At 66.9% G+C, this 26,269-nt stretch carries 19 protein-coding genes and 1 pseudogene; 12 read left to right on the top strand and 8 right to left on the bottom strand.

The features are described 5' to 3' along the window. Positions 1-334: 334 nt before the first annotated feature. Complete coding sequence (locus AC06E7_RS12710) at positions 335-1,498, bottom strand: PQQ-dependent sugar dehydrogenase (RefSeq protein ID WP_478064966.1); 1,164 nt, start codon at positions 1,496-1,498, stop codon at positions 335-337. A gap of 142 nt (positions 1,499-1,640) precedes the next feature. Here AC06E7_RS12710 and yiaA point away from each other — a divergent pair, with 142 nt between their 5' ends. Beyond that, positions 1,641-2,072: an inner membrane protein YiaA gene (gene yiaA / locus AC06E7_RS12715; protein WP_068848781.1), complete on the top strand. Its 432-nt coding sequence runs from the start codon at positions 1,641-1,643 to the stop codon at positions 2,070-2,072. A gap of 69 nt (positions 2,073-2,141) precedes the next feature. On the opposite strand, the gene AC06E7_RS12720 is transcribed toward yiaA, so the two are convergent. The 6 genes from AC06E7_RS12720 to AC06E7_RS12745 form a co-directional block, all read right to left on the bottom strand. Then, on the bottom strand, positions 2,142-2,504 hold the full coding sequence (locus tag AC06E7_RS12720) for a hypothetical protein (protein ID WP_068848783.1): 363 nt from the start codon (positions 2,502-2,504) through the stop codon (positions 2,142-2,144). Between the two features lie 210 nt (positions 2,505-2,714). Beyond that, complete coding sequence (locus AC06E7_RS12725; protein WP_478064967.1) at positions 2,715-4,010, bottom strand: APC family permease; 1,296 nt, start codon at positions 4,008-4,010, stop codon at positions 2,715-2,717. Then, a complete protein-coding gene (locus AC06E7_RS12730; RefSeq protein WP_478064968.1) occupies positions 4,007-4,801 on the bottom strand; it encodes a L,D-transpeptidase family protein in 795 nt (264 codons plus the stop codon). Before AC06E7_RS12730 ends, AC06E7_RS12725 begins: the two co-directional genes overlap by 4 nt. A 17-nt stretch (positions 4,802-4,818) precedes the next feature. Further along, positions 4,819-5,667, bottom strand: coding sequence for a MurR/RpiR family transcriptional regulator (locus AC06E7_RS12735; RefSeq protein ID WP_068848789.1), 849 nt, complete (start codon positions 5,665-5,667; stop codon positions 4,819-4,821). A 29-nt stretch (positions 5,668-5,696) separates the two neighbouring features. Continuing rightward, entirely contained in the window at positions 5,697-6,803 is a 1,107-nt protein-coding gene (locus AC06E7_RS12740; RefSeq protein WP_068848791.1) for a dipeptide epimerase, read from the bottom strand. Continuing rightward, a complete protein-coding gene (locus tag AC06E7_RS12745) occupies positions 6,803-8,245 on the bottom strand; it encodes a C40 family peptidase (protein ID WP_478064969.1) in 1,443 nt (480 codons plus the stop codon). The genes AC06E7_RS12740 and AC06E7_RS12745 overlap by 1 nt, the downstream gene beginning before the upstream one ends. 132 nt (positions 8,246-8,377) lie before the next feature. Between AC06E7_RS12745 and AC06E7_RS12750 the strand changes: the two genes are divergently transcribed. From AC06E7_RS12750 to hglS, 9 genes are all read left to right on the top strand, one after another. Further along, positions 8,378-9,862 (top strand): transglutaminase-like domain-containing protein, encoded by a 1,485-nt coding sequence (locus AC06E7_RS12750; RefSeq protein ID WP_478064970.1) that lies wholly within the window; start codon positions 8,378-8,380, stop codon positions 9,860-9,862. 61 nt (positions 9,863-9,923) lie between these two features. After that, positions 9,924-12,923: a TonB-dependent receptor gene (locus AC06E7_RS12755; protein ID WP_478064971.1), complete on the top strand. Its 3,000-nt coding sequence runs from the start codon at positions 9,924-9,926 to the stop codon at positions 12,921-12,923. Between the two features lie 4 nt (positions 12,924-12,927). Then, entirely contained in the window at positions 12,928-14,544 is a 1,617-nt protein-coding gene (locus tag AC06E7_RS12760; protein WP_478064972.1) for a serine hydrolase domain-containing protein, read from the top strand. Next, a complete protein-coding gene (locus tag AC06E7_RS12765; protein ID WP_478064973.1) occupies positions 14,498-15,229 on the top strand; it encodes a M15 family metallopeptidase in 732 nt (243 codons plus the stop codon). The genes AC06E7_RS12760 and AC06E7_RS12765 overlap by 47 nt, the downstream gene beginning before the upstream one ends. 59 nt (positions 15,230-15,288) lie before the next feature. Beyond that, entirely contained in the window at positions 15,289-15,666 is a 378-nt protein-coding gene (locus AC06E7_RS12770; RefSeq protein WP_068848803.1) for a hypothetical protein, read from the top strand. Positions 15,667-15,885: 219 nt separating this feature from the next. Beyond that, on the top strand, positions 15,886-16,302 hold the full coding sequence (locus tag AC06E7_RS12775; protein WP_095364451.1) for an EF-hand domain-containing protein: 417 nt from the start codon (positions 15,886-15,888) through the stop codon (positions 16,300-16,302). Between the two features lie 95 nt (positions 16,303-16,397). Then, positions 16,398-17,147, top strand: a complete 750-nt coding sequence (locus AC06E7_RS12780) for an HAD family hydrolase (RefSeq protein ID WP_478064974.1) — start codon at positions 16,398-16,400, stop codon at positions 17,145-17,147. Positions 17,148-17,151: 4 nt separating this feature from the next. Further along, positions 17,152-17,706, top strand: coding sequence for a hypothetical protein (locus AC06E7_RS12785; RefSeq protein ID WP_478064975.1), 555 nt, complete (start codon positions 17,152-17,154; stop codon positions 17,704-17,706). A 240-nt stretch (positions 17,707-17,946) separates the two neighbouring features. Then, on the top strand, positions 17,947-19,311 hold the full coding sequence (gene hglS, locus AC06E7_RS12790; protein WP_478064976.1) for a 2-oxoadipate dioxygenase/decarboxylase HglS: 1,365 nt from the start codon (positions 17,947-17,949) through the stop codon (positions 19,309-19,311). 274 nt (positions 19,312-19,585) lie between these two features. Here the strand turns inward: hglS and AC06E7_RS12795 are convergent, their stop codons facing one another. Further along, on the bottom strand, positions 19,586-21,100 hold the full coding sequence (locus AC06E7_RS12795; protein WP_249833650.1) for an acetyl-CoA hydrolase/transferase family protein: 1,515 nt from the start codon (positions 21,098-21,100) through the stop codon (positions 19,586-19,588). A gap of 560 nt (positions 21,101-21,660) precedes the next feature. Between AC06E7_RS12795 and glnE the strand changes: the two genes are divergently transcribed. Further along, positions 21,661-24,519: a bifunctional [glutamate--ammonia ligase]-adenylyl-L-tyrosine phosphorylase/[glutamate--ammonia-ligase] adenylyltransferase gene (gene glnE, locus AC06E7_RS12800; RefSeq protein ID WP_478064977.1), complete on the top strand. Its 2,859-nt coding sequence runs from the start codon at positions 21,661-21,663 to the stop codon at positions 24,517-24,519. A gap of 633 nt (positions 24,520-25,152) precedes the next feature. Beyond that, a pseudogene (locus AC06E7_RS12805) lies at positions 25,153-26,185 on the top strand (IS110 family RNA-guided transposase). Positions 26,186-26,269: the final 84 nt, after the last annotated feature.

Raw genomic sequence — 26,269 nt, forward strand, 5'->3', positions numbered from 1 at the left:
CCAACGGTCGGCACTACCAGGTGACCGCAAGGTGACCGCAACCGGTAGCGCCGACCGTTGGTCGGCACGCGATGCAACCGCAGCCGGTAGGTGCCGACCGTTGATCGGCACGCGATGCAACCGCAGCCGGTAGGTGCCGACCGTTGGTAGGCACACGCGATGCAACCGCAGCCGGTAGGTGCCGACCGTTGGTCGGCACGCGATGCAACCACAACCGGTAGGTGCCGACCGTTGGTCGGCACGCGATGCAACCGCAGCCGGTAGGTGCCGACCGTTGGTCGGCACGCGATGCAACCGCAACCGGTAGGTGCCGACCGTTGGTCGGCACCCCCCATCACCCCTTCGGGGTGAGCTTCAACAGCTTGCCCTTGCTGCCATCTTCCAGCAGCCAGATCGCGCCATCCGGGCCCTGTTCCACTTCGCGGATGCGTTCGCCCATCAGGAAGCGCTCGGCTTCGCGCGCGTTGTCGCCGTCGAAGGCCACCCGCACCAGCGAGGTGGACGACAGCCCGCCGATGAAGCCGCTGCCGGTCCACTGCGGGAACAGCGTGCCGCTGTAGATGATGAAACCGGCCGGCGAAATCACCGGGGTCCAGGTCACCTTCGGCGCGGCGAATTCCGGGCGCGTGCTGTGGTCGGGAATGTCGCGGCCGTCGTAATGGTTGCCGTTGGACACGATCGGGTAACCATAATTGGCCCCGCGCGTGATCAGGTTCAACTCATCGCCACCGGCCGGACCCATCTCGTGCACCCACAGCTTCCCGCGCGCATCGAAGGCGATCCCCAGCGCATTGCGATGGCCCAATGACCACACCTGCGTGGCCACGCCCCCCTGGGAGGCGAACGGATTGTCGGCCGGCACGCTGCCGTCGTCATTGAGGCGGATGATCTTGCCCAGGTTGCCGGACATGTCCTGCGCCGGATCGAACTTCTGCCGCTCGCTGGAGGTGATCCACAGCTTGCCGTCCGGACCGAAGGCCAGGCGGTGGCCGTAATGGCCCTTGCCTTCCACCTTCGGGGTCTGGCGCCAGATCACCTTGAAGTCTTCCAGCGTGCCGCTGCCATCGGCGGCCAGCACCAGCTTGGCGCGGCCCACGGCGGCACCGCGCGTGTCCTTGTCGCCTTCCTCGGCGTAGCTCAGGTACACAAAGCCGTTCTTCGCGAAGTCCGGGTGCGGCAGCACATCCCCGAAGCCGCCCTGGCCGCCATAGGCCACCTTCGGCACGCCGGTGATCTCCGCGCTCTTTCGGGTGGTCAGGTTGAAGTGCTTCAACCTGCCTTCCTTCTCGGTCACCAGCAGGCTGCCATCGGGCAGGAAGCTCATCGCCCAGGGCTGGTCGAAGGTGGCAAATTCGGTGGCGGTGAACGGCCACTGCGCCTTTTCCAGCGCGGGGGCGGGGGCGGAGGTCGCCCCGGGCGTATCGGCGGCCACGCAGGCGGTGGTGAACAGGGCGGGGGTGGCGGCGAGGGCAAGGCTGAGCAGCAGGTGGCGGGTCATGGGAAATCTCCGGAAGGGGACGCGAATGGCCAGCCGTTGTTGTACACCATGGCCATCAAGGGGGCGTGGACCATACGTCACCCCCGTAGGCGGGTGCGGGGGAATCGGCTACCGTAGGCGCCATCAAAAGGGAGTTTGAACAATGAAGCCTCAGGTCACCAAACCGTCTCCGGCGTTCATCGCCGCCTCGTGGACCGCACTGCTGCTGGGCGCCGTGGCGTACCTGGTCGGCCTTTTCAACGCCGAAATGGCGCTGAACGAAAAGGGCTACTACCTCACCCTGCTGCTGTTCGGCCTGTTCGCCGCCGTGTCACTGCAGAAGAGCGTGCGCGACCGGGTGGAAGGCATTCCGGTGAGCAGCCTCTATTACTCGCTGTGCTGGTTCGCGCTGCTGGTGTCGCTGTTGCTGCTGCTGGTGGGGCTTTGGAACGCCACCCTGCTGCTCAGCGAAAAGGGCTTCTACGGCATGGCCTTCGCGCTGAGCCTGTTTGGCGCCGTGGCCGTACAGAAGAACACCCGCGACCTGATGGCCGCGGGTGATCGCGAGATTCCGCCGATTCCGCGCGCTGAATAAGCCAGGCGCGAGCGGTTTGATCGGGATGCAACCCTGGCAGGGCGCATCCCGTTCTGGGCGCGCTTCGCTTCAGGTACCTCGCGGGACGCCTTTGTCCAAGTGGGACTGGTGCAGGGCGGTGGACTCGTCCCAGCCGCGACGGACCGCGTTGCGCGCCTGCGCCCAGGTCAACTTGCTGGTGGCCTGTTCCCGTGCCCAGCGCGATTCGAGTTCGGCTTCCACCTGCTCGTAGGCGTCGATCATTTCATCGGCGCGGGTGCGGGCGTGGCGGGAGCTGTAGCCGAGGTAGTAGGCCGGCTCGTAATCCTCGAACGCCAGGTCACTGTCGTAGTACGGCTCGGCGCTGAAGCGCTCGCGCCAGTAATCCGAGACCGCTTCGCGCGGCACGCCGTCTTCCGGCACCCGGCCGGGAATCTGGTAGTCAGGGCTCATGTGGGGCTCCGGTTGGGTGAGGCTTCAACCTACCCAAGGGCCGGTTAACGCGGCGGGCGCGTGGGGTGAATGCTGCATCAAGGTTTCGTGCTGGCGTTTATCAGGGTCAGCTGGCACGGATGGCGTTGACACGCATGGCGTGTCACTACGCGCACGCGGGCAGCCGTAGAGACACGCCATGCGTGTCTGAGCGCGGTGCCCGGCCGCCCGTCACCCTTCCTGTTTGCGCGGCAACAGGTAGATCACCCCGCCCACCGCGAACGCGATCAGTGCGGCGGCGATGTTCTGCCAACTTGCGCTGGCAAACAGCGCCAGGCACAGCACCAGCGCCAGGATCGGAATCAGCGGGCCGCCGGGCAGCTTCAATGCGCCGGGGCGGTCGCGGAAGCGGCGGGCCAGCACGATGACGGCTGCCGCCGTGCCGATGTACGCAAACAGGCGCGTGGTCATCGACAGCAGCGCCAGCTGCACGAACGAGCCGGACAACGCCAGCACCAGCGCGATCAGCCCCTGGGTGATGATCGCCGCCGCCGGCGTGCGGAAGCGCGGGTGCACCTGCGCCAGCAGCTTGGGCCCGTAGCCATCGCGCGCCAGGGCGAACAGGAAGCGCGGGCCCATCATCATCGTGTTGCTGTTGGTGCCCAGGATGGAGATCGTCGCGCCCACCGTGAGGATCAGGGCCAGCGCCTCGCCGCCAAAGCCGGCGGCAGCATCGGCCAGCGGCGTGGCCGAATCGGCCAGGCCCGGCAGCGTGCCCTGCGCGATGAACTGCACCGCGCCGTAGATCACCGTCACCGTGATGATCATGGTGATCAGCGCGAACGGAATATCGCGGCGCGGATTGCGGTACTCACCGGCCGCGGCCGGGATGTTCTCGAAGCCCGCATACGCATACAGCAGCAGCAACGCCGCCTCGCCCATGCGCTGCAGGTCGTGCGGGTCCGGGCGGGTGCCGGAGAAGGCCAGGTCGGTATCCACGTAGAACGCGCCGATCGCCACGAACAGCAGCAGCGGCAGGATCTTGCCGATCACCAGCACGATCCCTGTCCGCGCCGCCGAGCGCACACCGGCGACGTTCACCGCAGTCAGGAACCCCAGCGAGGCCACGATCACCAGCACCCGGCCCACATCGTGCCCGGCCCAGGGCCAGAACCGTGCCACCGCATCGGCCAGCGCGTTGCTCAACGCGGCCGCCGAACTGATCCGGGTCAGCCAGATCATCCAGCCGATCTCGAACCCGGCAAAGCGCCCGAACGCCTCGCGCGCATACAGATAGCTGCCGCCGGGTTCATCGAAGTAACTGGCCGCCTGCGCGTAGCACAGCACCAGCAGTGCCACCACGATGCCCGCTGCCACCACGCCCCACAGGCTGAACGGCCCCAGCAACAACACCGTCGCGGCCGGCAGCAGGTAGATCCCGCTGCCGATCACATCGTTGATCGACAACCCCACGATCTGCCAGCGGCTGACCGCGCGTTCCAGTTGCGGTTCGGGCGCGGCGCTCATCGTGCAGCCTTCGGCAGCGGCGGCAGCTGCCAGTCCTGCTGCAGCCGCTGGTACTGCGCGCGCGGCAGCAGCACGAACACCGGGCGCTGGGCCGGGTCCAGCCAGGCCAGCAGGCCGCGCATGTGTTCGGGCTGCATCGCCGTGCAACCGGCGGTGGCCTCACCCGGCGTGCGCCACAGGTGCGCGAAGATGCAGCTGCCCCGGCGCGGTTCCGCGTTCGGGTTGTGCTCGATCACGAAGCCCTCGCGGTAGCGCACGTCGCCCTTGTTGTGCAGGTCCAGCCGCATCGGTTCGGTGGAGCCTTCCACCGCATCGGCACCCACGACGTCGGCATCCACAATGCGGTTGTAGTACTTCGAATCCGGTACATCCATGCAGTAGCTGCTCTCCAGCATCGGCTGGTAGGGCATCGCGCTGGCCAGCTTCGGCGCATAGCCGAACGCCGGGCCGATCCTGAACATCCCGGCCGGGCTGCGGCCGTCGCCTTCCTGCTTCACCGGCTCGCCCGGCTGCTGCGGCCCACTGCCGTCCGGCGCGGGCGCTACGCCCACGCCCCAGGCGCTGCCGTTGCGGCCCACCGCCACATCGAAGGCGGCGCCGTGCGGCTGCCAGCCCTGCGCGGTGCGGGCATAGGCCTGCAGGCGGCCCTGGGTGGCATCCCAGCCGTCGGTGGTGACCACGATCATCTGGCCGTTGTCCAGCAGCGGCGTGGCCACGGGGGTGAGTGCCGACGCGGGCAGGGCGCTGGCAACCAGCACGGTGGCAAAGGCGGTACGCAGCAGCGACAGCATCGGGTGCACTCCGGGAATCAGGTGTCGATCAGGTGTTCGATCCGTTCCAGGTTCACCCCGAGCTGGCGGTGGCGGTCCGGGTTGGCGTGGCAGAGCAGCACGAACACGAAGTCCAGCAGCGACTGCAAGGCAGAACGGTACAACAGTTGCGCCACGTGCGGCGCCGGATCGTGCGCGCACACCACCAGTGCGCCGTCGGCGTGCGCGCGCAGCGGGTTGGCGCTGTGCCGGGTGATCGACACCACCTTGCCACCCACGTCCTGGAACTGGCGCGAGAGCTGGAACAGCTGCGGCAGCTTGCCGAATTCGGAAAACACCAGCAGCACATCGCCCGGCCGCGCCGCCGAGAGGTTGGCCATCATCAGGATCGGGTCGGCGTGGTGCACCGTGAGCATGCCCAGCAGCGACAGCCGCATCGCGAACTCGCGCGCATACAGGCCATCGTCGCCCAGCCCGTACACGAACAGCTTGGGCGCGCCGTCGATCAGCTGCACGATCGCTTCCACGTCCGCCTGCGGGTTGGCCAGCCGGGTTTCCTCGTCGGCCGCGGTGCGGCTCAGGCGCAGGCGCTCGGCCAGCTGGTCGTAATCGTTGCCCGGCGCGGCGGCCGGCGGGCCGGCGGCCGGATCGTTGCCGGCGCGGGCCACGGCCTGGCCGATGGAATACTTCAGGTCCGGGTAGCCCTTGAAGCCCAGCTTCTGGCTGAACTTGACCACGCTGGACTGGCTGATGCCCAGCGCGCTGGCCAGCTGCTGCGACGAGTAATCGCGCAGCAGGTGGGCATTGTCGAGGATGAAATCGGCGATGCGGCGTTCGATCGCCGACATGTGGTCACGCTCGGAGCGGATTTTCACCAGAGGCGGCATGGGGTCATCAAAAAGGGGACGGGGGGACGTTACCAGCGCGGCGGCTTGATCATCTCCAACCCGCGCACCTCGGTGATGCCCAGGCCGGGCGCATCGCTGATGGTGATCTCCGACTCGTTGAAATGTACCCCGCCGGTGACCGGATTGAACTGCCCCAGCGACGGGCCGTCCAGGTCCACCTTGGTGATGATCTCGCTCTTGGCCACCGCCAGGTGCACGGCCGCCGCCACGCTGATGCTCGATTCGATCATGCAGCCGATCATGCACGGCACCCCGTAGATGGCGGCGATGTCGGCAATCCGGATCGCGTTGGACAGCCCGCCGGTCTTCATCAGCTTGATGTTGATGATGTCGGCCGCGCGCTGCTGGATCAGGTCGAACACCTGGCCCGGGTTGAACACGCTCTCATCGGCCATCACCGGCGTGTTGACCCGGTCGGTCACGTACTTCAGCCCGCTGATGTCCGCCGCCTTCACCGGCTGCTCCAGCAGTTCGAGCACCACTCCGGCCTCTTCCAGCGTGCGCATGGCGTGCACCGCCTGCTTGGCGGTCCAGCCCTGGTTGGCATCCAGCCGCAGCAGGGCGCGGCCCTGCACGGCGGCGTGGATCGCCTTCACCCGCTCGATATCCAGTCCGATGTCCTTGCCGACCTTGATCTTCAGCGACTCGAAGCCGCGGTCGATCGCCGACAGCGAATCGGCCACCATCTTGTCGATGTAATCCACGCTGATGGTGATGTCGGTGGTGATCACCGGGTCGCCACCACCCAGCATCTGGTACAGCGGCGCCTTGTGCAGCTGCGCCCACAGGTCGTACACCGCGATTTCCACCGCCGCCTTGGCGCTGGTGTTGCGCTCCATCGACGACTGGATCAGCGCGCAGTTGCGGTTGAGTTCGGCCACGTCCTGGCCGACCAGGCGCGGCTTGATGAAGGTGTTGATCGCCTCGATGATCGAACCGTGGGTATCGCCGGTGATCACCGCCGTGGCCGGCGCTTCGCCATACCCAGTGTGGCCGGTGTCGGTGCGCACCAGCACCACCACGTCTTCCACCGTATCCACGGTGCGCAGTGCGGTCTTGAACGGGGTTTTCAGCGGCACGCGCAGCATGCCAAGTTCAATGTCGGTGATTTTCATCAAGGAGTCTGGGGCCGGATGCGCTGGATGTTGGTGATGCGATCGATGTAGCTCACGGTGTCGCTGGCCATCATCGGCTGCAGCGGAGTCACCGAAACGCCGTTGAGGTGGGCCTGCACGCGATTGCCGTCGGGGGCGAACCAGCTGCCGCCGGCGGTGTCGTGGATCATCCACGTCTGCCCGTCGAGCTGGCCGATGGTGACCATCACGTGGCCGGGAATGTAGACCAGGTCGCCCACCTGCAGCTGCTGCACGGCCGCGTTGCGCCTGGCCTTGCCGTCCTTGTCGCTGAAGGCGATGCGGTCCAGCGCCGGGCTGACTGCCTGCGCGCTGGTATTGCGCGGCACCAGCACGCCGAAGCTGCGGTAGATCTCGGACACGAAGCCGCTGCAGTCACGCGTGTCGTACGAATGGCCCCAGCCGTAGCGCTCGCCCAGGAACTTGAACGCCTGGGTGAGCACGTTGCGCGGCGTCAACGGCAGGTAATCGCTGGCGGTGTCCTGCGAACGCGGCAGCAGCGCCGGCACCAGCGCCAGCGTGCCATCGGCATTGCGCACCGGCAGCTGCACCACGTGCGCGGCGTGCGCCTGCTGGCCGTTCACGGTCTGGTTGAGCGGCCAGTCGGCCAGCACCGGCACGCGCACGCCCATCTCCAGCTGCAGCCGCGACACGCGCGGCTCTTCCGGGGTGAACGCCGTGAAGGCGGTGGCGCCGGTCACCACCCGGTAAGGACCGTGCTGGCCGTAGCCGAACACGGTGTCCGCGCTGCCAATGCCAACGAAGCGCTTCTCAATCCACGCCGAATAGCGCTCGCTGGTGACGAACAACCACTGGCCGTCGGCGCTTTCATGCAGCACCGCCACCGCGTCGCCGGGGAACAGCGCCGATTCCTGGAAGCGATCGATGTCGGTGTCGCCCTGCGCGGTGAACACCCGCAGCGCGGTCGGGAACGCACGCAGCGCCGCGCGGTGGGTCACCAGCCCGTACTGCAGCGGGCGCTCGGCGGGAATGGCCGCCAGGGCAAGGTTCGCCTCGATGGCGGTACGTGCAGTGGCGGGAATCGGCTGCTCGTCTTCGCCGAACAACGGCTTCGTCGGCCAGCGCGACAGCGCCTCGATGTCGGCCAGCACCCGCGCACGCGTCAGCTGGGCCGGGAGCGCGCGCAGGTCATGGATGGAGTCGTCTTCAGCGCGCATCCGCGTGTTCTGCGCGGCAATGCCGGCGCGATCCAGGATCACCCGGTCTGCATCGGGCAACCGGGACGCCCAGAACGCCGGGTCGAGGTAGGCCTCGCGCAACCCGGTCACGCCGCCGAATGCCGCCGGCGGCGCAAACGGCGCGTCGGCCCAGCTCGCGCCGGCGGGCAGCAGCGTCAGCGCCACCAGCAGGGCGCGCGCCAGCCACGCAGGCCGCACGGGGCGGCGGGGGGAAGCCTGGATCATGGAGCGGTCACCCTCCTCGAAAGCGTCAGGAATATTTATTCCTTTTTCCAGCGAAAGCAAGAATAAATTATTGACCACCTGTCAGGCCCGTGTTACACAGCGATTACCACCTGCACCTTGGGAAGTGTCGCCGTGGATCTGCCCGTACGCAAACCGCGTTCTCCTGCCTCGACCTTCGCCCGGCGCGCCGCAACGGCGTGCCTGCTGCTGGGCATTGCCTCGGCCGGGGCACAGGGGCCGGCGCTGGATGCGGTGGTGGCGCAGATCGACCACGGCGACTTTGCCGCTGCCGATGCCCGCATCGCCGCGGCCATCAACGACCCCGCGCTCAGCGCAGAGGCACGTGCCGCCTATGCGTTCCAGCGTGAGCGGATGCGCCGCATGCGGCTGGACTTCACTCTGGACGAGGCCGCCGCGAAGGCCCTGGTGCGCAAGCAGATCCCCGACCTGCGCGATGACGAATTCGCGCGCTGGGATGCCGCCGGCCTGATCGAACACCTGGATATCGACGGTGAACGCCGCTACTTCAAGCGCGCGCCGGCCAACCTGTTCCGGGTCAGCGCCGAAGCCAAGGCACGCCGCGCGCCCAACGTCCCACTGCCGGTGGATGGCCCGTACGAGAATCTCGCCCCGCACCATGAAGAAGTAATCGCGGCGGCCAAGGCCAGCGGCACCCGCAGCGTGGTGCCGCGCCGTGTGGAAGTCACCCAGTCGATCACCGTCAAACCCGATGCCGTGCCCGCCGGCGAACTGCTGCAGGCATGGATTCCATACCCGCGCGCCATTCCCGGCCAGCAGGAAGACATCAGCTGGATCGGCCCCAAAAGTGGCGCAGTGATCGCGCCCGAAGCAGCCCAGCAGCGCACCGTCCACCTGCAGCAGAAGGCCGTGGCCGGCAAGCCGACCCGCTTCGAGATCCGCTACGCCGTCACCGTCTACGCCCGCCACATCGAGATCGATCCGGCCAAGGTGCTGCCCACGCCGGCCGATCCCGCATTGCAGCCCTACCTGGCCGAACAGCCACCGCACGTGGTGTTCACCCCGGCGTTGCGCGCGTTCTCGCAGCGCGTGGTCGGCAATGAAACCAACCCATACCGCATCGCCCAGAAGCTGTTCGACGCGGTGGACCAGATCCCGTGGGCCGGCGCCCGCGAATACTCCACCATCTCCAACATCAGCGATTACGCCCTGCACGCCGGCCATGCCGACTGCGGCCAGCAGACGCTGCTGCTGATCGCGCTGCTGCGCCTCAACGGCATTCCCGCGCGCTGGCAGTCCGGCATGGTCTATTCGGACGACGCCGTGGGCTACAACAACCTGCACGACTGGGGCGCGCTGTACCTGGCCCCGTATGGCTGGGTGCCGATGGATGTCACTACCGGCCGCCTGCAAAGCGCGGACCCGGCGCTGCGCGACTTCTACTTCGGCGGGCTCGATGCCTACCGCATCGCCTTCAACGACGATTTCCAGCAGCCGTTCCAGCCGGCCAAGCAGCACCCGCGCTCGGACACCGTGGATTCGCAGCGCGGCGAAGTCGAATGGTCCGGCGGCAACCTGTACTTCGATCAATGGAATTACGACTTCCAGTCGCACGTGGTGCCTGCCACACCGCGGTAGCACCCCACCGCTGGTGGGGTGATCAACATTAATTTTTCACCCTTGAAGGAGAGAGCAGGGAATGAAAGCGAACGGTTTGAAGCGGGCGGCGCTATGCGTCGCGTTGGGCGCGTGCCTGGGTGTCGTTGCACCGGCAGCGATGGCGCAGGACGGTTCGGTGGCCGGCAGGCTGTTGAGCGAACCGGGCCAGCAACTGGAAGGTGCCACCGTCACGGTGCGCAATCCTGCCACCGGCTTCGTGCGCTCGGTGCGCGCCGATGCCAACGGCAGCTACCGCATTCCCCTGCTGCCGGTGGGCACCTATGACCTGGAAGTGGCTGTGGCCGGCGGCGCCCCGGCTCGCGTGGGCCAGGTCAATGTGACCCTGGGCAACGCCACCACGGTGAACGTGCCGGTCAGCGGCGTGAGTACCCTGGGCGCGGTGCAGGTGCGTGCCCCGCAGGTGGTGAACATGGTGGACGTGCGCTCCACCGAATCGGCCACGAACATCACCCGCGAAGAACTGCTGCGGCTGCCGGTGGACCGTGACATCACCGCCGTGGCGCTGCTTGCCCCGGGCGCGGTGAAAGGCAAGGGCTCGCTGGGCGGGCAGGGCATTTCCTTCGGCGGCTCGTCGGTCGCGGAAAACACCGTCTACGTCAACGGCCTGAACGTCACCGACTTCTACAACCGGGTCGGTTTCTCATCGGTGCCGTTCGGCTTCTACCAGGAATTCCAGGTCAAGACCGGCGGCTACTCGGTGGAGTTCGGGCGCAGCACCGGCGGCGTCATCAACGCCGTGACCCGCTCGGGCACCAATGAGTTCCAGACCGGCGCCCAGCTGGTGGTGGAACCACGTGCCTGGCAGTCGCAGGCACGCGACCGCTACGACAGCAACGGCAGCCGCTACATCACCGCCAGCCAGGATGACTACTCGCGCAGCGCCCTGAACGTGTTCGCCTCCGGCGCGCTGGTGCAGGACAAGCTGTTCTTCTTCGGCATGTACGAGGCGCGCGACTACGAGCCCAACTCCACCAACGACGCCGGCACCGTATTCAACCGCGGAAAGGCTGACGACCCGTTCTGGGGCGGCAAGCTGGACTGGCAGATCACCGACAACCAGATGCTGTCGCTGTTCGGCTTCTCCGACAAGAGCGACACCATCACCGACGTCTACAAGTACGACTATGCCACTGGCGACATCGTCGGCGACCGCACCAACCAGATCTACAACACCGTAGGCGGCAAGAACTGGTCCGGCACCTACAGCTGGCAGGTCAACAACGACCTGACCATGAAGCTCATGTATGGCGAGAACAAGCGCAACCGCTCGCAGAGCAGCCTGATGGACCAGAACTGCAACCGCGTGTTCGATAATCGCACCGCCAGCCAGGGCGTTCCCACCGACCTTCAAGGCGACCGCAGCTGCACCAGCAGCTCGCAGGTGGAAGCGGCACTGGATACCCGCAAGGCGGCCCGCGCCGACTTCGAGTGGGCCCTGGGTGACCACCTGCTGCGCTTCGGCCTTGATCGCGAAGAGAACACCTCCGATTACGAGCGCTCGTACCCGGGTCCGGGTGGGTTGCGCTACGACATCTACTACCGTACTCCCGGCAGCTCGCTCAATGGCGGTACCGTGCCGGCCAGCGGCCTGGTCGCGCGCACCCGCCGCTATGAAGTGGCCGGCTCGTTCGAAACCATCAACTCGGCGTACTACCTCGAAGACAACTGGCAGGTCACGCCCAACCTGCTGCTGAACATCGGCGCGCGCGTGGAAGGTTTCGACAACAAGGGCGGCGACGGCGACAGCTACATCAAGATCGACAACATGTTCGCCCCGCGCCTCGGCTTCTCCTGGGACGTCAAGGGCGATGGCACCACCAAGGTGTTCGGCAACCTGGGCCGCTACTTCCTGCCGGTGGCCAACGTCATCAACATCAAGCAGGCGGGCGGCTTCCTGGACGAGCGTACCTGGTACGAGTTCCTCGGCTACTCCGGTGGCGAAAACAACATCCCGGTGCTGGGCGGCCAGATCGGCCCGGTGGACAACTCGCAGGGCGACGGCAGCGTGCCGGACCTGCGCGCCGAGGTGAACCGCGACATGGACCCGGTGTACCAGGATGAAGCGATCCTGGGCTTCCAGCACATGCTCAGCGAATCGTGGTCGGTCGGCGCCAGCGTCACCTATCGCCGCCTGAACAACGCGATTGACGACATGAACATCACCGCCACCGGCCAGTGCGGTGCGGTCGACAGCGTGTGGATCATGGGCAACCCGGGCCGCACCAACACCGTGTGGGGCGACACCGATTGCGATGGCAGCAATGACGGCTGGATCAACATCGACACTTCCCGTGAGGGCTGGGCGCTGTATGACGATGATGGCAACTATGTTGGCCAGCGCGGCTGGGTCAAGCCGAAGCGCGATTACAAGGCGCTGGAACTGCAGGTCGACCGCGCGTGGGATGGCAAGTGGGGCTTCAACGCGTCCTACACCCTGGCCTACGGCAAGGGCAACGCCGAAGGCCCGGTCAATTCCGATACCGACTTCGCCGATTCGGGCCGTACCGAAAACTTCGACAATCCGTGGGTGAACTACCGTGGCTACGGCTACCTCGCCAACGATCGCCGCCACCAGTTCAAGTTCCGTGGCAGCTACGCGGTGACCGAAAACCTGACCGTGGCCGCCACGCTGGGCATCCAGTCCGGCAGCCCGATCACCCGCTTTGGCGCCGGCAACCCGTATGACGCCACCGACTTCCACAGCTACTTCGTGTGCGTGTCCAACTGCCAGTCCAGCGTACCGTCCGAACGTGTGTTCGTGCATTCGCCGCGTGCCGGCGATGGCCGTACGCCGTGGACCTACGACCTGGACATGAGCATCGCCTACAAGGTGCCGGTGCCTCTGGACATCAGCCTGAAGCTGGCCGTGTACAACGTGCTCAACCAGCAGCGCATCGTGTCGGTGGACCAGGACTACGAGCCGCAGGACAGCATCGGCACGCCGAACCCGCTGTACGGCTACGGCACCGGGTTCCAGTCGCCGCGCTATGCCCAGCTCACGGTGACGTGGAACTATTGAGGGCATGAACGCCTTGAGACGGTGGATGGTGTGTGCGACGGCGGGGCTGGTCTTTTCAGCCAGCGCCGCAACCGCCGAGCCAGGCTTCCAGGCGATGTTCGACCAGGCCCGGCAGCACTACGCGCTGCCGGGCCTGGCCATGGCCGTAGTGGACGACGGCCGCGTGGTCTACATCCACACGGCCGGCGAACGCCGCGCCGGCAGCGGCGAGCCCATCGACGCCGACACCCTGTTCAAGATCGCCTCCAACAGCAAGGCGATGACCGCCGCGGTCCTGGCGCGGCTGGTCGACCGTGGCCTGCTCGCCTGGGACGACCCGGTGACGAAGTTCCTGCCGCAGTTCCGCATGCACGACCCGTGGGTCACCCAACACATGCAGGTCCGCGACCTGCTCATCCACAACAGCGGGCTCGGCCTGGGCGCGGGCGACCTGATGCTGTGGCCCGAACCCAATGCGTTCACCCGCACCGACATCATCGCCGGCCTGGAGCATCTCAAGCCGGTCACCAGCTTCCGCAGCGGCTACGCCTACGACAACCTGATGTACGTGGTGGCTGGTGAAGTAGCCGCCGCCGCCGGTGGCAAACCCTATGACCAGCTGCTGCGCGAGGAAGTGTTCATCCCGCTCGGCATGACCCGCTGCCAGGCGGGCACGTGGTCGGTGGCGAAGGTGGGCAACGTGGCGCAACCGCATGCCCGGCGCGGGAGTGGCAACGTGGTCGTCAACGCCGACACCGACATCGCCCCGGACCTGACCTCGATGGCGGCCGGCGGCATCCGCTGCAGCCTGCGCGACATGACGCGCTGGATGCAGGTGCTGCTGGATCCCACGCGGGTGCCCGGCTGGCTCAGTGAACCCCAGCGCCGCGCGCTGTGGACCGCGCACATGCCCATGCCGCTCGGCGAACGCCAGCGCCGCTGGGACAACGCGCACTTCTCTGCCTATGGCTACGGCTGGCGCCTGTCGGACATGGACGGGCAGTGGAAGGTCGCCCACACCGGCACGCTGTCGGGCATGTATTCCTCGCTCGCGCTGCTGCCGGACCGCAAGGTGGGCGTGGTGATCCTGATCAACGGCGAAGGCGAGGATGCGCGCACCGTGCTGATGCAGGCCGCGCTGAAGCACTACACCGCCCCGGCGCAGAAGCAGACCGTAGCCAGCTACGCCGCGCAGTTGCAGGCCGAAACAGCCAGCCGCCATGCGGCGGGCCATGTGCGCCCCGATACGAGCGCGCGCAAACCCGTAGAGCCACGCCATGCGTGGCTGAGCAGCGCCGACCATCCCGCAGCCACGCAGGGCGTGGCTCTACGCGGTGGCGACCATCCCGCAGCCGTGAAAGGCCTCTATCGCGACCCTTGGCTGGGCCAGGCCCGCCTGTGCCCTGAAAACAACATCCTGCGCTTCAGCGTGGACAAATCGCCCACACTGCGCGGATCCGTGATGCAGCTCGATTCCCGCTGGATGGTGCAGTGGGATACCCTCGGGGCGGATGCAGAACCCTGGCTGCAGGTGGAGCCGGGTACCCCGCCCACGCTCCGCCTGAGCGCGATCGATCCGGATATCGACTTCAGCTATGACTACCAGGACCTGCACTTCACCCGCATCGGCGATTGCCCTTAGCCTGCTGCTCGCCCTGGCCGCGCCTGCGGTGGTGTCGGCCCAGCCGGTCCACATCGCCCTGGTGCGCACCGCCGAGCAGGCCGGCCTGGTCGACATCACCACGCTGGCGCCGGATATCAAACTCGACATGCGTTACGCCGGCGCCAACAACTTCACCGGCCGCCCGGTGCCGGGCTACGAAGCGCCCAAATGCTTCCTGCTGCGACCGGCCGCCAAGGCGCTGGCCGAGGTGGAAGCCGACCTGCGCGCCAACGGCTATGGCCTGCAGCTGTTCGACTGCTACCGCCCCGCACAATCGGTGCGGGCGTTCGTGGCCTGGGCCAACGACCCGCTGGAGCAGTCGCGCAAGGCGCAGCAGTACCCCAGCCTCGACAAACCCGCCCTGCTGGGCGGCTATATCGCGGAAACCTCCGGCCACAGCCGTGGCGCCACCGTCGACCTGGGCCTGCTCGACTGCCGCAGCGACCCCTGCAGCGTGGTCGACATGGGCACCGACTTTGACTTCTTCGGCCCGCGCGCGCATACCAACGCGCCCGATATCACCCCCACCCAGTACCGCAACCGCCAGACCCTGCTGCAGGCCATGCAGCGCCAGGGCTTTGCCAACTATCCGCAGGAATGGTGGCACTTCACCCTCACCCCCGAGCCCAGCCCGACCACCGCCTTCGACGTGCCGGTGCGCTGAGCCCCTGCGTCCGGGCGGCGCGCCGCTACAATGCGCGCTCCCCCAACGCCCGGACCACGATGAACCTGCCGCTGCACTTTGGATTGCTGGGCACGCTGGAAGCCGGGCTCATCGCCCTGCTGGTCGGCCTGCTGGTGTACGCACTGTGGCACCGGGTGTGCCGTTGGGCGGGGTGGTCCGACGGGCATGCCATTGGCTGGGCCTGCGTGATGTCCGTGGTCGCATCCGCCGGCATCGATGCCTGGAACCTGTTCTACATGGGCATGATGCGGCTGGAGTCGCCGCTGTATGCACGCCTGTTCCTGGCCACCATCCACGATCCGAACGAACTGGGCTCGCGCGTGGTGATTGAAGTGGCTGGTGCGCTGGGCGGTGTTGCGCTGGGCTGGCTGATATTCAGTTCCCGCTCAGGCGAAAAAAACGCCAGCAACCCCTGAGTTTTCGTTCGCATCCGGTTAAATTCGGGCCCATTGAATGATCGTCTTACCAACCGCTCACCTGCGCGTAACCGCAGGGGTAACGGAGCGCTGCGCGCGTGTGGTTAAGACCGCGTGCGCAGGCCGGTTGCAGGGCAAGGTCGATTCACAAACGGGGTGTCAGTGTGGGGCCGTGCGGAAAACAACGAGCCGCGCAACATCCCACAAGGAGACCACCCAATGACTATTCGCAACCGCAAGCCCCTGATCGCCCTGATCGTCGCCGCCGGCAGTGTTCTGGCCATTCCGGCGATGGCACAGACCGCACAGCAGAGTGCCGCGCAGGCCCAGACCCAGGCCGCGCAGGCCCAGCAGTCGGCGGCCCAGGCAGACCAGGCGGCAGATGCGGCCACCGGCGCGGCCGCCCAGGCCTCGGCGCAGGCCGGCGGCGGTGGCGGCCAGACCTGGGCCAGCGTCGATACCGACGGTGACGGCGCCATCAGCAAGACCGAGGCCCAGGTGAACGCAGGCCTTGCCCAGGTGTTCGACCAGGCCGACACCAACAAAGACGGCAAGCTCACCCCGGACGAGTACAAAGCCTACGTCGCCGCCCAGCAGGGCGCCGCAGCCGGCGGCAACGCCGCCCCGGGCCGGTAATCACGCAACTGCCTGAAACCGCTGGACAACGGTGAATGGCCTGGAAGGGCGGCTTGGGCCGCCCTTCCTTCTTTTGCGCTTGGTATCCTTGCCCGATGATGACCTCCATGCCCGCGCCCACCGGCGCCATCGGTCTGGTCGGTTTTGACGGTGACGACACGCTGTGGAAGAGCGAGGACTATTACCGCAAGGCCGAGCAGGATTACCTCGACATCCTGTCGCGCTACATCGACGTGCACGACACCGCCACCGCGCGCCACCTGCTCGAAGTGCAGCAGCGCAACCTCGGCGTGTTCGGCTACGGCGTCAAGGGCATGACCCTGTCGATGCTGGAAGCGGCCATCGAGATTACCGAAAAAACCATTGCCGCCCGCGACCTGCAGCTGATCCTCGACATCGGCCATGACACCCTGCGCCACCCGGTGGAGCTGATCGATGGCGTGCGCGAATCCGTCGCCGAAATCGCCCGCAACTATCCAGTGGTGCTGATCACCAAGGGCGACCTGTTCCACCAGGAAGCCAAGATCAAGGTCGCCAACCTGCGTGACCTGTTCCCGCGCATCGAGATCGTGTCCGAGAAGGATCCGGAAACCTACGCGCGCGTGCTCGAAGAGTTCGACCTGCCGATGGAGCGTTTCGTCATGGTCGGCAATTCGCTGCGCTCGGATATCGAACCGGTGGTCACCCTGGGCGGTTGGGGCATCCACACCCCGTATGCAGTGACCTGGGCGCATGAAACCCAGCATGGCGTGGCCGCCGATGAGCCGCGCATGGTCGAAGCGGCCACCGCGTTCGACTGGCCGCAGGCCCTGCGCGCCATTGAAGCCAAGGCGGCGGGCGGCTGAACCGGTGAAGCGCATACGCCTGCTGCTGGTTGCCCTGCTGCTGTGGCTGCCGTTGCTGGCGGCCGCGCAGCAGACCCCGGAAAAATCCCAGGCTTACCAAGTCCACACCGGTGACGCCTGGGTTGATGACCAGCTGCAGGACATCAACCACTACGCCGAGCGCTACCCGGAGAGCTTCCTCGACGAGGTCGCGCGCTACGCCAGTGTCCCGCGCGATTACATCGCCGCGCTGTTCTACACCCATGGCTGGCAGGCCGGCGACATCTACTTCGCCTGCTTCTGGGCCAAGGCCACCGAGCGCTCCTGCCGCGACGCCGTGCAGGCCTGGTCGCGCTTCGTGCCCGACGAAGGCGAAGACAAGCGCTGGGCCGACGTGGTGACCAGGATGCCGGTCACCCCCAGCAACACGCATTGGCGCACCCTGCGCCACGCCATCGTGGCCAGCCACGACCACTGGGACCGCCCGGTCACCCTCGACGCCACCCTCAAACGCCAGCTCGGCGACCGCGCCCAGCGCGACAAAGCCGCTGCAGACGCCGAAACCAAACGCACCCGCTGACCCTCCAGGCCCCATCTGCGCCGGACTACATGAACTTCGGCGGGGACGGCTCCTGCTCCGCTCGTCGGTCATGCGTTACCGGGTGTTGACCCGTTATCGGCGGTCGTTTGGGAACCAACCCTACCCATCCATGCATCGCGTGGGGCACTCCCCCAATGCTGCTGTGCACCTCGCCCGGTACGGCCCACCTCGGCGACAATGGGCACCTGCTGTTCCCCGTGATCCGTTGCCGAGTACGTAATGAGCGCCGACCGTTTCGTTTCACCCGACGATATCCGCAGCCTGTTCGCCCAGGCCATGTCCACCATGTACCGCACCGAAGTGCCGCTGTACGGCACCCTGGTCGACCTGGTGGCCGAGATCAACGATGCCGTGCTCACCGACAACCCGGCACTGGCCGAGCAGCTCGAACGCAATGACGAACGCGGCCGCCTGGCGCAGGAGCGCCACGGCGCCATCCGCGTCGGCACTGCCGCGGAGCTGGCCACCCTGGGCCGTCTGTTCGCCGTCATGGGCATGTACCCCATCGGCTACTACGACCTCTCCGTGGCCGGCGTGCCGGTGCATTCCACCGCCTTCCGCCCGCGCGCCGCATCGGCGCTGGCCGCCAACCCGTTCCGCGTGTTCACCTCGCTGCTGCGCCTGGAACTGATCGAAGACGACGCCCTGCGCGACGAATCCGCGCGAATCCTCGCGCGCCGCCGCATCTTCACCGATGACGCGCTGGCGCTGATCGAGCAGGCCGAACGCGAAGGCGGCCTGGACCAGAACGATGCCCGCCGTTTCGTGCTGGCCGCACTGGAAACCTTCCGCTGGCACAGCGATGCCACCGTCTCGCTGGCCACCTACGAGGCATTGAGCAACGCCCACCGCCTGGTGGCCGACGTGGTCAGCTTCCGTGGCCCGCACATCAACCACCTCACCCCGCGCACGCTGGACATCGACGCCGCGCAGGCCGGCATGCTCGCCCGTGGCATCGATGCCAAGGCCGTGGTCGAAGGCCCGCCGCCGCGCCGCTGCCCGATCCTGCTGCGCCAGACCAGCTTCAAGGCGCTGGAGGAAACGGTGAACTTCCCCGATGGCGAAGGCGCCGATGCCGGCACCCACACCGCGCGCTTCGGCGAGATCGAACAGCGCGGCCTGGCCCTCACGCCCAAGGGCCGCGCGCTGTACGACCAGCTGCTGGCCCAGGCCCGCGATGCCGGCGGCGCCGGCAGCACCGGGCAGGATTACCCCACGCGCCTGGCCGCAGCCTTCACCGCCTTCCCGGACGACCACGACACCCTGCGCCGCGAAGGGCTGGGCTACTACCGCTACGCCCTCACCGATGCCGGCCGCGCCAACCCGGCCGCCGTGGGCGACCTGCCGGCCGAAGCGCTGGTAGCGGCAGGGCTGGCCAGTGCCGACCCCATCGTCTACGAAGATTTCCTGCCGGTCAGTGCCGCGGGCATCTTCCAGTCCAACCTCGGGGGCGAAGAACAGCGCGCCTATGCCGCCCATGCCAACCGCGATGCGTTCGAGCAGGCATTGGGCGTGAAGGTCGAGGACGAGTTCGTGATTTACGAACGCCTGCAGCAGGAATCGCTGGACAGCCTGCGCAGTTGATCGCGTACCTGCGCCACGACCAACGGTCGTGGCCTACCGCACCAACCCCGGTAGGTACCGACCGTTGTTCGGTACATGACCAATCCCGGTGGGTACCGACCGTTGGTCGGTACATGACCAATCCCGGTGGGTACCGACCGTTGGTCGGTACATGACCAATCCCGGTAGGTACCGACCGTTGGTCGGTACATGCCTCACACGTTCGACAGCATCAAAAACGTGCAAAGAAAATAAAAAAACGCCGGGAAATCCCGGCGTTTTTTGTTGCAACCACTCAGGCCTTCATCGTCCCCGTATCCAACCACCGCTGGTGCCACGACAACGCTTCCGGCAACAGGTGCGGAGTGTGCTTGCCGTAACTATCGCGGCTGGCCCGCTCGAAATAATCATTGAGCTGGTCGCGGAAATCCGGATGCGCGCAATTATCGATCACCACCCGCGCACGCTTGCGCGGCGGCAACCCACGCAGATCCGCCAACCCCTGCTCGGTCACGATCACCGACACATCGTGCTCGGTGTGGTCCACATGGCTCACCATCGGCACGATCGCCGAAATGGTGCCGTTCTTGGCCGTCGACGGGCTCAGGAACGCCGACAGGAACCCGTTGCGCGCGAAATCACCCGAACCGCCAATGCCGTTCATGATCCGCGTGCCCATCACATGCGTGGAATTGACGTTGCCGTACAGATCCACCTCGATCATCCCGTTCATGCCGATGCAGCCCAGGCGGCGCACCAGCTCCGGATGGTTCGAAATCTCCTGCGTGCGCATGATGATGCGCTCGCGGTAGAAATCGATGTTCTCCTTGAACGTCTCATTGGCCTGCGGGCTCAGCGCGAACCCGGTGCACGAGGCATAGCTCAGCACCCCGTCGCGCAGCAGGTCCAGCATGCCGTCCTGGATCACCTCGGTGAACGCGCTGAGGTCGCGGAAGCCGCTCTTGCCCAGCCCTGCCAGCACTGCATTGGGAATATTGCCCACGCCGCTCTGCAGCGGCAGCAGGTTGGCTGGCAGGCGCCCGCGCGCCACTTCGTGCTGCAGGAACTCGATCAGGTACGCCGCAATCTGCTCGCTGGTCGCATCGATCGGGCTGAACGGGCTGTTGCGGTCCGGGCCGTTGGTGCGCACCACCGCCACGATCTTGTCCGGGTCGCAGCGCAGCGCCGTTTCACCGATGCGGTCGTTGCCGTGCACCAGCGGAATCGGCTTGCGGTGGGGCGGCAGCGCCGTGCCGTAGTAGATGTCGTGCATGCCGTCCACGCCGGCCGGCTGCCATTCGTTGACCTCGACGATCACCTTCCTGGCCAGGTCCAGCCAGGTCTTGTTGTTGCCCACCGAAGTGGAAGGCACCAGCGAACCGTCTTCGCGGATCGCCGAGACCTCGATCACCGCCGTATCGATCTCGCCATAGAACCCGAACCACACATGCTGGGCCACGTGGCTGAGGTGGATGTCGATGTAGTCCAGCAGGCCGGCGTTGATGCGGTTGCGCGCGTCCGGGTCGCTCTGGAACGGCATCCGCATGGCGATGCCATCGGCCTTGGCCAGCGCGCCGTCCAGTTCCGGCGCGGTGGAGGCGCCGGTCATCAGGCTGATCTGGAAGGGCAGGTTGTCGGCGTGGAAGGCCTCGATGCGCTGGGCCAGCGCCACCGGCACCGCCTTGGGGTAGCCCGAGCCGGTGAAACCACTCATGGCCACCGTTTCGCCCGGCTGGATCAGCGCGGCGGCGGCTTCGGCAGATACAACGCGAGCGCGCAGGCGCGCGTCGGCAATGCGATCAACGGACATGACGACTACGTTTTGTGGGGGATATTCATTATCCGCCATCGCACCACCGTCCCGGGTGCGACCAAGGTGGAATGGTGTTCTCCCGGTATATGAGGTCCTATTCAGTTAAATGAGGGCATCTGTACCCGCCAGTATTGTTTTGCAGTGCAGCGTGCAACTTGTTCGCGGAGCCTAGAAGATCGCCCTGCATCCCGACGTGGGGGAGGGAGCAGAGCCCGCTGGCAGTTCGCTGCAAGCGGGCTTTTTTATGTCCAGAATTTGGCAGGTGCCCTGTTCACTCACGGGGACACCACGGTGTGGCGCCTTGCGGTAGGGTCGCATCCCAATCGACTGCCGTGGCACCGCCCGCGTTCGATGGGGCATGACCTCGGTCGGGGAAGGCGTTGACGTTGTCCAACGGTAATGCGTCACCGGGCGTAGACCCGTTATCGGCGGTCGTTTGGGAACCGACCCTACGCCCGCGCCGCAGCCGCCACCCACGCGCAACGCGCCGCATACACGGACCCCCACACGCACCGTGCCATTCGGGTGCCGCGTGCGGCCCCATGCATAATCGCCTTATGCCGATTTCCGCCGATGCCGTTCCCGCCGCCCTTGTCCCGCTCGTCGACCGCGCGCTTGCGCGTCTTGCGCTCAGCCTGAACGACTCAGGCAACTGGCCGCCGCCGGAACCGGTCCTCGCCAAGCTCCGCCTGCTCGCCATCACCAGCGACTTCGCCCTCGACACCCTGTGCCGGCAGCCCGGGCTTCTGTCGCAATTGACCCAAACCGACTGCCCGCCGCTGCCGCTCCCGGAACTGGATCCCCAGCAGCCCGCCGACTGGCCGGCGCGCCTGCGCCGCTACCGCACCGCCTGCTCCACCCGGCTGATCTGGCGCGACCTCGAAGGCCTCGACGACGTACCCGCCACCCTGGCCGGCGCCACCCGCCTCGCCGAGGAATGCCTGGCGCTGGCCCTGGCCGCGCTGGAACAGGAATTCGCCACCCGCCACGGCGTGGTCCGTGCCGCCGATGGCAGCACCCAGCAGCTGGTGGTGTTCGGCCTCGGCAAGCTGGGCGGCGGCGAACTCAATTTCAGTTCGGACGTGGACCTGGTCTACGCCTACCCGCAGGGCGGCGAATCCGATGGCCCGCGCCCGCTCGCCGCCGAGGAATACTTCGCCCGGCTCGGCCAGCGCCTGGCGCGCCTGCTCGACGAAACCACCGTGGACGGCTTCAGCCACCGCGTCGACCTGCGCCTGCGCCCGTTCGGCAGCGCCGGCCGCGTGGCGCTGTCCTTCGCTGGCATGGACCAGTACTTCCAGCGCGAAGGCCGCGATTGGGAACGCTACGCCTGGCTCAAGGCGCGCGCCGTGGCGGGCGACATCGCCGCCGGTGAAGCGTGGCTGCAGACCCTGCGCCCGTTCGTCTACCGCCGCTACCTCGACTTCACCGCGCTCGATGGCCTGCGCGAAATGAAGGCGGCCATCACCGCCGAAGTCTCGCGCCGCGACATGTTCGATGACATCAAGCGCGGCCCCGGCGGCATCCGCGAAATCGAATTCCTGTCCCAGGCCCTGCAGCTCATCCGCGGTGGCCGCGAAGCCAGCCTGCGCGAGCGCCGCCTGCTGCATGCGCTGCCCGCCCTGGTCGCCTGCGGGCAGATGGCGCCGGAGGATGGCGCAGACCTGCTGCACGCCTACCGCTTCCTGCGCCGCCTGGAAAACCGCCTGCAGATGCTGCGCGACGCCCAGACCCACGCGCTGCCCACCGACCCCACCGACCGCCTGCGCATCGCCTGTGGCCTGGGCTACGCCGACTGGGACGCGCTGCTGGCCGCACTTGATGTGCAGCGCGACCGGGTCAGCACCGAATTCGCCGCACTGCTCGCCCCGCGCGCGGGCCAGGCCGCCCCCGATGCACTGGCCAATTACTGGCGCGGCCTGCCCGACAGCGGCGATGCCGAGGTGCTGGCCAACGCCGGCTTCCACGATCCCAACGGCGCCGACCAGTCGCTGCGCGACTTCGCCCAATCCCTGGGCGTGAAGTCGCTCAGCGACAACGCTTGCGCCCGCCTCGACCGCGTGCTGCCCGCACTGCTGCACGCCGCCACGCGCTCACCGCAGCCGGATGCCGCGCTCAAGCGCGTGCTCGGCCTGCTGCAGGCCATCCTGCGCCGCACCAGCTACCTGGCACTGCTCGACGAACAGCCCAGCGCACTGGCCAGGCTGGTGGACGTGCTCGCCCGCAGCGCGCTGCTGGCCGAACGCATCGCCGCCTACCCGCTGCTGCTGGACGAACTGCTGGACGTACGCGTGTCCGGCCCGATGCCCGATGCCGCCGCCATGCAGGCCGAGTGCGATGCCGCGCTGGCCGTGGACGACCCCGAAGCCGCGCTGCGCCTGCTCAACGAAACCCGGCTTGCGCTGAGCTTCCGCATGGCCCTGGCCACGCTGGATGGCCGCCAGCGCGCCGTGGACAGCACCCGCCAGCTGGCCCAGCTCGCGCAGGCGGTGGTGGTCACTGCGCTGGCCATGGCCGATGCGGACATGCGCCGCGCGCACGGCGAAGTGCCGGGCGGCCGGTTCGCCATCATCGGCTACGGCAGCCTGGGCGGGTTGGAACTGGGCTTCGGCTCGGACCTGGACCTGGTGTTCCTGCACGACCACCCGGCCGACCAGGACAGCAGCAACGGCGCCCGCCCGCTCGACCCGGGCCGCTGGTACGCACGCCTGGCGCAGAAGGTGATGGCACTGCTGGGCGCGGTCACCGCCGCCGGCCGACTCTATGACATCGACGTGCGCCTGCGCCCGGATGGCGGCAAGGGCTCGCTGGTGTCCTCGCTGGCCAGCTACACCGAATACCAGCGCGAGCGTGCATGGACCTGGGAACACCAGGCGCTGGTACGCGCGCGCGGCATTGCTGGCGATGCCAGCCTGCTGGCCGACTTCGAAAACATCCGTGCCACCACGCTGGCGCGCCCGCGCGAGCGCGAGGTGTTGTACGCCGATGTGGTGAAGATGCGCGGCCGCATGCGCGCCGAACTGGACCGCAGCGATGCCGCGCGCTGGGATCTGAAGCAGGGCGCCGGTGGCATCGTGGACCTGGAGTTCCTGCTGCAGACGGGCGTACTGGACAGCGCTGGCACGCACCCGCAGGTGCTGGAGCCGCGCGACACCCCCAGCCTGATCGACCAGCTGGCCGGCATTGCCTGGCTGCCGGGCGGCACGCGCGACGCGCTGCACGAAGCGCACGCCGCGCTGTTGGACGTAGGGTTGGCGTGCACGCTGGACAGAAGGCCGCGCCTGGCGGTGCTGACCCCCGCGTTGGAAGAAGCGAAACGGGTAATAGCGGCCACCTGCGAAGCAGCAGAGCTACCTTTTGGTAGGGTCGGTTCCCAAACGACCGCCGATAACGGCGCAACGCCCGGTAACGCATGACCTCGAACAAAAACAAACGCCGTCCCCGCTAATGTTCATGCCCCAACCGAACGCGGACAACGTAACAGCGGTCGATAGGGATGCGACCCTACCACGGGGTAGTCGGCGCACGCGTCGACGATGTTCATGCCCAACCGAACGCGGACAACGTAACAGCGGTCGATAGGGATGCGACCCTACCACGGGGTAGCCGGCGCACGCGTCGGTAGGGTCGGTTCCCAAACGACTGAACGTATCGGTGCAACGTCCGGTAACGCATGACCCCGGGCAAAAACAAACGCCATCCCCGCCGATGTCCATGCCCCAAACAAACGCAGGCAACGTAACGGCGGTCGATAGGGATGCGACCCCACCACGGGGTAGTCGGCGCACGCGTCGGTAGAGTCGGTTCCCAAACGACTGCACGTATGGGTGCAACGTTCAGTAACGCATGACCCGGGGCAAAAACAAACGCCATCCCCGCCGACGTTCATGCCCAACCGACCGCAGGCAACGTAACGGCGGTCGATAGGGATGCGACCCTACCACGGGGTAGCCGGCGCACGCGTCGGTAATTGGATGGACTCGCCCCTCGCCGAGGCGTCTGGGCGCCACGGTGGCACGCTATGGCCAACGACAGCGAGGGACGAGCCCATGAACAAGCTTACGCTGACTTATGTGCGCTTGGCGGTGGATCTTGCCAAGCAGGTTTTTGGCTGGTGAGGACGCCAGCGGCCGGGTTGTGTACGAGGAACGCGTGAAATCCCGTGCCGCGTTTACCAAATTGCTGGAGGGCCTGGATCCAAAGGTTGAGGTGCTGCTGGAGACCGGTCCGGGCGCCCAGGCATGGGCCCGGCTGATTCAGGGCGTCGGTGCCAAGGTGCGGATTCTGCCGGCGCAGCGGGTGGCCGAGCATCGCAGCGGGGCCAAGAATGATCGCAATGATTGCCTGGCCATTCTGCGTGCCGGTCGTGACGAGATGCTCCATGACGTTCCGGTCAAATCGATCGAGGCGCTGGGCATGCAGGCCCAGCACCGGATCCGCACCGGTTACATACGGCGGCAGACGTTCATCAGCAATCAGCTGCGTGGCCTGCTGATGGAAAATGGCATTGCCGTGTCCAAGTCCAACGCAGCGCTGTCGCTTTGGGTGGGCCGCATCCAGACCGACGCCAGCTATCCGATCCCGCCGATGCTGCGCGAACTGATTGCAGATCTGTGGGCTGAGTGGGGGCATCTGGCGCAGCGCCGCGAGCGGATCGACAAGCAGCTGGAACAGACTGCCAAAAGCGATGAACTGGCACGCCGGTTGATGACCATCCGCGGGTTTGGTCCGATCATGGTGACGGCCCTGATCGCCAAGCAGAGCCAGCCGGAGCGATTTCCCAATGCCCGCCAGTTTGCGGCTTACTTTGGGCTGGTGCCGGACCAGCACAGCAGCGGCAGCAAGGTGCGCCTGGGTCGAATGACCCGGCGGGGTGACGCCTACATCCGAAGTCTGGCAGTAACTGGGGCCCAGTCGGTCCTACACCACGTCAAGGCCGATGCGACCGAGACCGATGACAAACGATTGCAACGCTGGTGCCGTCAACACGGCAAAAAGGGCGCGGCCATCCGCTTGGCCAACCGAAATCTGCGCATCGCATGGGTGGTGATGACCACCCAGAGCGAATACCGCCGCCAATAAAAAGGACGAGCAGAACAGACCAAAAACCGTTTCCGCCACCGGGTGCCCAGCACCCACCCCGCTGCTTTTAAAACATGGGAAACA

This window comes from Stenotrophomonas sp. Steno-Z4 (genome assembly GCF_056393145.1).

Bases quoted from the DNA above. Each gene is read 5' to 3' on its own strand.
- AC06E7_RS12710 (WP_478064966.1), bottom strand. From the start codon at position 1,498: ATGACCCGCCACCTGCTGCTCAGCCTTGCCCTCGCCGCCACCCCCGCC.
- yiaA (WP_068848781.1), top strand. From the start codon at position 1,641: ATGAAGCCTCAGGTCACCAAACCGTCTCCGGCGTTCATCGCCGCCTCG.
- AC06E7_RS12720 (WP_068848783.1), bottom strand. From the start codon at position 2,504: ATGAGCCCTGACTACCAGATTCCCGGCCGGGTGCCGGAAGACGGCGTG.
- AC06E7_RS12725 (WP_478064967.1), bottom strand. From the start codon at position 4,010: ATGAGCGCCGCGCCCGAACCGCAACTGGAACGCGCGGTCAGCCGCTGG.
- AC06E7_RS12730 (WP_478064968.1), bottom strand. From the start codon at position 4,801: ATGCTGTCGCTGCTGCGTACCGCCTTTGCCACCGTGCTGGTTGCCAGC.
- AC06E7_RS12735 (WP_068848789.1), bottom strand. From the start codon at position 5,667: ATGCCGCCTCTGGTGAAAATCCGCTCCGAGCGTGACCACATGTCGGCG.
- AC06E7_RS12740 (WP_068848791.1), bottom strand. From the start codon at position 6,803: ATGAAAATCACCGACATTGAACTTGGCATGCTGCGCGTGCCGCTGAAA.
- AC06E7_RS12745 (WP_478064969.1), bottom strand. From the start codon at position 8,245: ATGATCCAGGCTTCCCCCCGCCGCCCCGTGCGGCCTGCGTGGCTGGCG.
- AC06E7_RS12755 (WP_478064971.1), top strand. From the start codon at position 9,924: ATGAAAGCGAACGGTTTGAAGCGGGCGGCGCTATGCGTCGCGTTGGGC.
- AC06E7_RS12760 (WP_478064972.1), top strand. From the start codon at position 12,928: ATGAACGCCTTGAGACGGTGGATGGTGTGTGCGACGGCGGGGCTGGTC.
- AC06E7_RS12765 (WP_478064973.1), top strand. From the start codon at position 14,498: ATGACTACCAGGACCTGCACTTCACCCGCATCGGCGATTGCCCTTAGC.
- AC06E7_RS12770 (WP_068848803.1), top strand. From the start codon at position 15,289: ATGAACCTGCCGCTGCACTTTGGATTGCTGGGCACGCTGGAAGCCGGG.
- AC06E7_RS12775 (WP_095364451.1), top strand. From the start codon at position 15,886: ATGACTATTCGCAACCGCAAGCCCCTGATCGCCCTGATCGTCGCCGCC.
- AC06E7_RS12780 (WP_478064974.1), top strand. From the start codon at position 16,398: ATGATGACCTCCATGCCCGCGCCCACCGGCGCCATCGGTCTGGTCGGT.
- hglS (WP_478064976.1), top strand. From the start codon at position 17,947: ATGAGCGCCGACCGTTTCGTTTCACCCGACGATATCCGCAGCCTGTTC.
- AC06E7_RS12795 (WP_249833650.1), bottom strand. From the start codon at position 21,100: ATGTCCGTTGATCGCATTGCCGACGCGCGCCTGCGCGCTCGCGTTGTA.
- glnE (WP_478064977.1), top strand. From the start codon at position 21,661: ATGCCGATTTCCGCCGATGCCGTTCCCGCCGCCCTTGTCCCGCTCGTC.